Here is an 8,799-nt window from a genome sequence, read left to right as displayed (position 1 = left end):
CGCGGCTGTACCGCACCGGCGACCGGGCGGCGTGGCGGGCGGACGGGCAGCTCGACTACCGCGGGCGGGCGGACGATCAGGTCAAGATCCGCGGCCAGCGCGTGGAGCCGGGCGAGGCGGCCGCCGCGCTGCGGGCGCTGCCGGGTGTCGCCGAGGCGGCGGTGGTCGCCCGTCCCGGTCCGGACGGGGGGCTGCGGCTGGTGGGCTACGCGGTGCCGGCGGCCGGCGGCGCGCTCGACGAGCCCGCGCTGCAGCGGGCCCTGGCCGACACGCTGCCCGACGCGCTGCGCCCCGCCCGCATCCTCGCCCTGCCCGCCCTGCCGGTCTCCGCCAACGGGAAGCTCGACCCAGGTCGCCTCCCCGAACCCGACTGGGCGGCCACGGGCCGGCGCGGGCCGCGCACCGCGCGCGAGGCGGCCGTGGCGCAGGCCTTCGCGCAGGTGCTCGGCCTCGACGCGGTCGGGATCGACGACGGCTTCTTCGACCTCGGCGGCCACTCGCTGCTCGCCACGCGCCTCGTCAGCCGGCTGCGCGCGGCGCTCGGCGTCGAGCTGCCGCTGCGCGCCGTGTTCGAGGCCCCGACGGTCGCGGCGCTGAGCGGGTGGATCGACGCGGCTGGCGACGCGGCCGGTGAGGCGGCCGGACACGTCGGCCCCGCGCGCGCGCCCCTCGTCGCGCGCCCGCGGCCGGATGTCGTCCCGCTCTCCGCGGCCCAGACCCGGATGTGGCTGCTGTCGCGGATCGACGGCGCGCATCCCTACACCATCCCGATCGCGCTCCGCCTCACGGGCCCGCTCGACGCCGACGCGCTGCGCGCGGCCCTCGCCGACGTGGTCGCGCGCCACGAGAGCCTGCGCACCCGCATCGTCGCGATCGACGGGGCGCCGGCGCAGCAGGTCCTGCCGCCCGACGCGGCGCGGCCCGGCCTCGATCTGTGCGCGGCGGACCCGGAATCGTGGCCGGACGCGCTGTCCGCGGCGGCGCGCGCGCCCTTCGACCTGGCCGTCGACCTGCCGATCCGCGCGCGGCTGTACCGGTTCGGCCCGGACGCGCACGGGCTCCTCCTCCTGATCCACCACGTCGCCGCCGACGGCTGGTCGCTGACTCCGCTGATGCGCGATCTCGCGGCGGCCTACGCGGCGCGGTGCCGCGGCGCGGCGCCGGAGCGCCCGGCCCTGCCGGTGCAGTACGCGGACTACGCGCTCTGGCAGCGCGACCGTCTCGGCGACGAGGCCGACCCGGACAGCCTGATCGCCCGCGAGATCGGCTACTGGCGCGCGCAGCTCGCGGGGCTGCCCGAAGGCCTCGCGCTGCCCACCGACCGGCCGCGCCCGGCGACGGCGAGCCACCGCGGAGGGCGCGTGCCCCTCGCCCTCGGGCCGGACCTGCACCGCGCCCTGGCGGATCTCGCGCGGCGCGAGCGGGCGAGCCTCTTCATGGTGCTCCAGGCCGGCCTGTCGGCGCTCCTGACCCGCCTGGGTGCGGGCGAGGACATCCCGCTCGGCAGCCCGATCGCGGGCCGCACGGACGAGGCCCTCGACGGCCTCGTCGGCTGCTTCGTCAACACGCTGGTCCTGCGGACCGACACGTCCGGCGACCCGAGCGGCCGCGATCTCGTGGGACGGGCCCGCGCCGTCGCGCTCGAGGCCTACGCGCACCAGGACGTGCCCTTCGAGCGCCTCGTGGAGGTGCTGAACCCGCCGCGCTCGCTCGCGCGCCACCCCCTGTTCCAGGTCATGCTGGCGCTTCAGGACGGCGTGCCGGATTCGTTCGATCTGGCCGGCCTGCGCGCCGTCCCGGATCCGGTCGGTTCCGGGGCCGCGCGGTTCGACCTCGCCTTCGACCTCGTCGAGCGGCGCGGGGCCGACGGGACGGAGGCGGGCGTCGTCGGCCACCTCGAATACGCCACGGACCTCTTCGAAGAAGCCGGCGCGACCCGCCTCGCGGACCGGTTCGCGCGGCTGCTCGCGGCCCTGGCGGCCGCGCCGGACCGGGCAATCGGGGATCTCGACCTGTTCGAGGCCGGCGAGCGGCGGCAGGTCCTGACGGACTGGAACGCGACGGCGCGGGCGGTGCCGCCCGAGACCCTGCCGGCGCTCGTCGCCGCGCAGGCGGCCCGCACGCCGGAGGCCGTCGCCCTGGTGGCCGGTTCGGAGGTGCTGCGCTACGCGGAGCTCGAGGCCCGCGCCAACCGGATCGCCCACGCGCTCATCGCCCGCGGGATCGGACCGGAGGACATCGTGGCGGTGGCGCTGCCGCGCGGGCCGGACCTCGTCGCGGCGCTGCTGGGCGTGCTCAAGGCCGGGGCAGCCTACCTGCCCCTCGACCCGGGCTACCCCGCGGAGCGGCTCGCCCTCATGCTGGCCGATGCCCGGCCCGCCGGCCTCGTGACCGTCGACGCGTGGCCGCGGCCGGACGGCCTGCCCGCCCTGGTGCTCGACGCCCCGGACGGGCGCGCGGCGCTCGCGGCCGCGCCGGCCCGCGCGCCGACCGACCGGGACCGGGCGCGCCCGCTCGTGCCGGCCCATCCCGCCTACGTGATCTACACGTCCGGCTCCACGGGCCGGCCCAAGGGGGTCGTGGTCCCGCATGCCGGCCTGACCAACCTGCTGCACGACCTCGTCGATCGCATCGGCGTGACGCCGGCGGACCGGCTGCTCGCCGTGACCACGGTCGGCTTCGACATCGCGGGCCTCGAACTGTTCGGGCCGCTCCTCCGCGGCGCGCGCGTGGTGCTGGCCGGGCGGGACGACGTGCTCGATCCCGGGCGTCTGGCGCGGCTCGTCCGCGAGGCGGGCATCACGCTGATGCAGGCCACGCCGACCCTGTGGCGCGGTCTCGCGGAGACGGACGCCCTGCGCGGCGTGCGGGTGCTGGTGGGCGGCGAGGCGCTGCCGCCCGACCTCGCGGGCGCCCTGAGCGCGCGGGCGGCGCGGGTGACCAACCTCTACGGCCCGACCGAGACCACGATCTGGTCCACAGCGGCCGAGATCGTGCCCGGCGCGGAGACCGTCACCGTCGGCGCGCCCCTGTGGAACACGCAGGCCTACATCCTCGACGGCGGCCTGCGGCCGGTCCCGCCGGGCACGGTCGGCGAACTCTACCTCGCGGGCGCCGGGCTCGCCCGCGGGTATCTCGGGCGGCCGGGGCTCACGGCCGAGCGCTTCGTCTCCTGCCCCTTCGGGCCGCCCGGCGCGCGCATGTACCGGACCGGCGACCGGGCGCGCTGGCGCGCGGACGGGACCCTCGACTACCGCGGCCGCGTCGACCACCAAGTGAAGATCCGCGGCGTGCGCATCGAGCCCGGCGAGGTCGAGGCGGCGCTGATCGCGCAACCCGGCGTCGCGCAGGCCGTCGTGACCGCGCGGCAGGACCGGCCCGGCGACGCGCGGCTGGTGGCCCACGTCGTCCCCGGCCCCGGGGCGGCGCTCGACCCCGCGGAGCTGCGCCGGGCGCTCGCCGCGACGCTGCCGGACGCGATGGTGCCCGCGGCCGTCGTGACGCTCGATGCCCTGCCGCTGACCCCCAACGGCAAGGTCGACCGCGCCGCCCTGCCGGCGCCGGAGCCGGTCGCCGACCCGGCCGCCGACCCGCCGCGGACCGGGACGGAGCGCCGCCTCGCCGCTGTCTGGGCCGAGGTGCTGAACCTCCCCTCGGTCGGGCGCGGCGACAACTTCTTCGCCCTGGGCGGGCACTCGCTCCTCGTCGCCCGGGTCGTCGCGCGCCTGAGCGAGGCGCACGGCATCGTCCTGCCCCTGCGCGCCGTCTTCGAGGCGCGCACCCTGGCGGATCTCGCGGTCGTGATCGACGGCCGGGACGCGGGTGGCGCGGACGCCGACATCGACGCGATGAGCGACCTCCTCGACGCGCTGGAACACGCCGAATGACCGACACCGGCCCCTCGCGGGACGACCAGCTGCGCGCCCTGGCGGCGCGCTTCTCCGCGCTGCCCGACGGCAAGCGCCGCCGGTTCGTGCAGGACCTCGCCGCGCGCGGCCTCGAGGCGGACCGCCTGCCGATCCTGCCCGCGGAGGGCGGCGACGCGGGACCGCTCTCCGACGCGCAGCGCCGGTTCTGGCTCCTCTGGCAGCTCGACCCGGAGAGCCCGGCCTATCACATCGTCGGCGCGCTGCGCCTGACCGGTCCGCTCGACCCCGAGGCGCTGGACCGGGCGTTCGCCGGCGCCGTCGCCCGTCACGCGGGCCTGCGCGCGCGCTTCCCCCTGCGCGACGGGGAGCCGGTGCAGCAGGTCGACCCGGCGGGCACGTTCGCGATGGTCCGCCACGACCTGACCGGCTGCGACGCGGCCGAGGCGCGGGCGCGTCGCGCCGCGATCGAGGCGGCCGTCGAGCGGGCGCCCTTCGACCTCGCGCGCGGGCCCCTGCTGCGCGCCGCCCTGGTGCGCGAGGCGCCGGACCGGCACGTCGTCTTCCTGACCCTGCACCACATCGTCGGCGACGCCGTGTCGATGGACCTGCTGATCGACGCGGTCGCCGCCGGCTACGGATCCGACGCGCCGGAGAGCGCGGCCCCTGCCATCACCTACTCGGATTACGCCGCCTGGCAGGCGCGGATGCTGGACGCGGGCGCCCAGGCCGCGAGCCTCGGGTTCTGGACGGACCTCCTCGGCACGGAGCACCCCGTCCTCGCCCTGCCCGCCGACCGGCCGCGCCCCGACGTGCCCAGCTTCACGGGGGAGACGCTGACCTTCCCGCTGCCGCCCGCGACCGCGGCGGGCATCCGCGCCCTGGCCCGCCGCGGCGGCGCGACCGCGTTCCACGTCCTGGCCGCCGGCTTCGCGATCCTGCTCCAGCGCCTCGGCGGCGAGCGCGCTCTCCGCCTGGGCGTGCCGGTGGCGAACCGCACCCGACCCGAGACCGCGGGCGTGATCGGCAGCTTCGCCAACACCCTGGTGCTGTCCTTCGCGTTCGACCCGCTGGACAGCTTCGCCGCGTGCGTGGAGGCGACGCGGGCGCTCCTCGTGGAGGCCCAGGCCCATCAATCCGTGCCGTTCGAGCGGCTCGTGAGCGCCCTGAGCCCCGACCGGCATCCGGGCCGCAATCCCCTGTTCCAGGCGATCGTCCAGCACCTGCAGGAGCGCCCGCTCGCCACGATCCGCCTCGGCGACCTGTCGGTCGAGCGCGTCCCCCGCGCCACCGGCAGCGCCCACGTGGATCTCGGCCTGACCACGCTGGAGGACGCGCAGGGCGGCTTCACCGCGCACCTCACCTACGCCCGCGACCTGTTCGACGCGGCCACCGTCGCGCGCTGGCGCGACCATTTCCTGACCCTGCTGGGCAGCCTCGTCGCGGCGCCGGACGCGCCGATCCACGGGGCGCCCCTGCTCACACCGGGCGAGATCGCGCGGCTGAACCCGCCCTCCGCGCCGTCCGAGGTCGACGGGCAGCCCGTTCACGTGACCATCGCGGGGTTCGCGCGCACGGACCCCGAACGGACCGCGGTGATCTTCGCCGATCGCGCCACGAGCCGCGGCGCGCTGGACGCCGAGGCGAATCGCCTCGCGCACCGTCTCGCCGAGGCCGGCATCGGCCCGGACACGGTCGTCGCCGTGATGCTGCCCCGCTCGCCCGGCCTGCTCGCCGCCTATCTCGGCGTGCTCAAGGCGGGCGGCGCCTACCTGCCGCTCGGGCTCGACCTGCCGGACGCGCGCATCGCCGCGATGGTCGCCGACAGCGGCGCGCGCGTCCTCGTCACGGATCGCGCCCATGCCGGCCGCGGGCCGGCCGCGGTCCCGCGGATCCTGATCGACGCGGACGCGCCGGACGCGGGCGCGGGGCCTCCACCCCCGGTGGCGCTCCACCCGGAGAACCTCGCCTACCTGATCTACACCTCCGGCTCGACGGGGAAGCCGAAGGCGGTGGCGGTGGCGCACGGCCCGCTCGCGATGCACGTCCGCGCGACCGCGCCGCTCTACGAGATGGACGCGGACTCCCGCGAGTTCCACTTCATCACCTTCAACTTCGACGGCGGGCACGAGCGCTGGCTGACGGCGCTCGCCTGCGGCGCCAGCCTCGTGCTCCGCGACGACGCGCTCTGGTCGCCGGCGGAGGTGTTCGCGGCGTTCCGCCGGCACGGCGTGACGAATGCCGGCTTCCCGCCGAGCTACGTCCGGGAACTGACGCGCTGGGCCGAGCAGGAGGGCGGCGCGCCGACCCTCGACCTGCTCTCCTTCGGCGGCGAGGCGATGCCGCGCGACGAGCTCGCGCGCGTCAACCGCGCCCTCGGGCCGCGCCGCCTCATCAACGGCTACGGGCCGACCGAGACCGTGGTGACGCCGCTCGTCTGGAAGGTCCCCGCCGGCACGACCTGCGACACGCCCTACGCGCCGATCGGCAGCCCGGTGGGCGACCGGACCGCCTGGATCCTCGACGACGCGCTGCACCCGGTGCCGGTTGGGGTGGTGGGCGAGCTCTACATCGGCGGCACCGGCCTCGCCCGCGGCTATCTCGGACGCCCCGGCCTGACCGCCGAGCGCTTCGTGCCCGACCCGTTCGGAAGGCCCGGCGCGCGCCTCTACCGCACCGGAGACCGCGCCGCACGCCGCCCCGACGGCGCCCTCGACTACCGCGGACGCGCCGACGAGCAGGTCAAGATCCGCGGACAGCGCGTCGAGCCCGGCGAGGTCGCCGCCGCCCTGCGCGCGCAGCCCGGCATCGCCCAGGCCGCCGTCCTCGCCCGCCGCAAACCCGACGGCCCCGCGCGGCTCGTGGCCTACGCGGTGCCCGCGCCGGGCGCGCGCGCCGACCCGCAGGAGCTGCGCCGCGCCCTGGCCCGCGACCTGCCCGAGGCCCTGGTGCCGGCCGCGATCGTCCTGCTCGACGCCCTGCCGCTCTCGACGAGCGGCAAGCTCGACGCCCGCGCCCTGCCCGAGCCCGACGCGGACGCGCCCGCCCCGGACGCCGACCCGCCGCGCACGGCGACCGAGCGGCGCCTCGCCGATCTCTGGGCCGCGGTGCTCGGCCTGCCCGGCCCCGACGCCGTCGCCCGCTCCGACACCTTCTTCGAGCGCGGCGGCGATTCCATCCTCGCCCTCCAGCTCGTCACGCGCGCCCGTCAGGCCGGCCTGACGCTCACCCCCCGCGACGTGTTCACCCACCAGAGCCTCGCCGCCCTCGCCGCGCACGCCGAGCGCCAGGGCGCACGCCCGGCGCTCCCCGCGCGCGACGCGGCGACCGATCCGGGCCTCGAGGCCGGCCCGGTGCCGCTGACCCCGATCCAGAGCTGGTTCCTGGCCGCGCCGATGCCGCGGCGCGCGCACTGGAACATGGCCGTGCTGCTCGTCCCGCGGGCGCGCCTCGCGGCGGACCGCGTCGCGGAGGCGCTCGCCGCGCTGTCCACCGCCCATCCGGCCCTGCGGCTGCGCTTCGCGCAGGCGGCCGACGGCGGCTGGCGGCAGACCTGCACCGCAGCCGACGCCGTCGCGGCCGCCGGGTCGCTGTGGCGCCGCGAGGCCCGGGACGCGGCCGCCCTGGCGGCGCTGGCCGAGGCCGCGCAGACGAGTCTCGACCTCGCCCGCGGGCCGGTGCTGCGCGCCGTCCTGGTCGATCCGGCCCCGGACGGCGGGCAGCGCCTCCTCCTCGTCGCCCACCACCTCGTGGTCGACGCCGTCTCCTGGCGCATCCTGGTGGCGGATCTCGCCCTGGCCCTCGCGGGGCGGACCCTGCCGGCGCCCGCGACCTCCTTCCCCGCCTGGGCCCGGCACCTCGACGCCCTGGCCCGGGATCCGGCCGAGGCCGACCGCCGCCGCGCCTGGGCCGAGGCCTGGGCGGCGCAGCTCGCGCCGCCCGCATGCGGCCTCGAACCCGCCCGGCCCGACGCACCCAACGTCGAATCCGCCCAGACCGAGATCGCCGACAGCCTCGACGCCGACGCCACCGACGCCTTCCTCCGCCGGGCGGGCCGGCCCTACCGCACGCGCCCCGACGAACTCCTGCTCGCGGCGCTCGCGGTGGCGGTGTCGCGCCGCTGCGGCGGGCGAGCCGTGCGCGTCGTGCTCGAGGGCCACGGTCGCGATGCTGACGCCCTGGCGGACAGCTTGGCGGACGCGGCCGGCGAGGCGGCGCGCCACGACCTGAGCCGGACGGTGGGCTGGTTCACCACGCTGGTGCCGCTGCGGCTCGACCCCCTCGGCGGCGAGCCGGACCTGCCGCCGGACGACGCCGCCCGCGGCCATGCCCTCGGTGCTGCTCTCTGCCGGGTCAAGGAAGCCCGCCGCGCCCTGCCCCAGCCCGACCTCAGCCACGACCTCCTGCGCCACGGCCCCGTCGCGGACCTGCGCCACCGCATCGCCGCGGCACCCGAGCCCGGCATCCTCCTCAACTACCTCGGCCAGATCGACCCCGACCGCGCCGACCCTGATGCGCCCTTCGCCCTCGCCCCCGAGAGCGCGGGGCCCATGCGCGACCCCGGCAGCCCCGCCGGCGCCGAGCTCACCCTCACCGCCCTCGTGCGCGACGGCCGCCTCCACCTCGCCTGGCGCTTCAGCCCCGACCGCCACGACGCCACCGCCATCGCCGCCATCGCCCGCGACACCCGGCACACCCTCGAGGCCCTCGTCGCCCACTGCGCCGACCCGGGCACTCCGCGCCGGCCCACCCCCGCCGACCTGCCCCTCGCCCGCCTCGACCAACCCGGCCTCGACGCTCTCCTGGCCGACGCCCGCGCGGCCGGTACCCTCGACCCCGACAGCCTCGCCGACCTCTACCCGCTCACCCCCCTGCAGGAGGGCCTGCTCTTCCACGCCCGCCTCGCCCCCGGGGACGCGGCCTACCGCAACCA

Annotated in this window: 2 protein-coding genes; both read left to right on the top strand. The window is 77.9% G+C overall.

Annotated features, from left to right (window positions below; translation table 11 throughout):
- Window positions 1-3,887, top strand: a 3,887-nt coding sequence (locus BM314_RS29570) for a non-ribosomal peptide synthetase (RefSeq protein WP_139237923.1), incomplete at its 5' end; no start/stop codon positions are given.
- Window positions 3,884-8,799: non-ribosomal peptide synthetase (locus BM314_RS29565; protein WP_139237922.1), on the top strand; the 4,916-nt coding region annotated here is incomplete at its 3' end. The genes BM314_RS29570 and BM314_RS29565, both read left to right, overlap by 4 nt.

Origin of the sequence: Methylobacterium sp. 13MFTsu3.1M2 (assembly GCF_900112625.1) — a bacterium.
Taxonomy (GTDB): Bacteria; Pseudomonadota; Alphaproteobacteria; order Rhizobiales; family Beijerinckiaceae; genus Methylobacterium.
The sequence above is the reverse complement of the archived record's forward strand: the minus strand, read 5'-3'. Positions and strand labels throughout refer to the sequence as shown.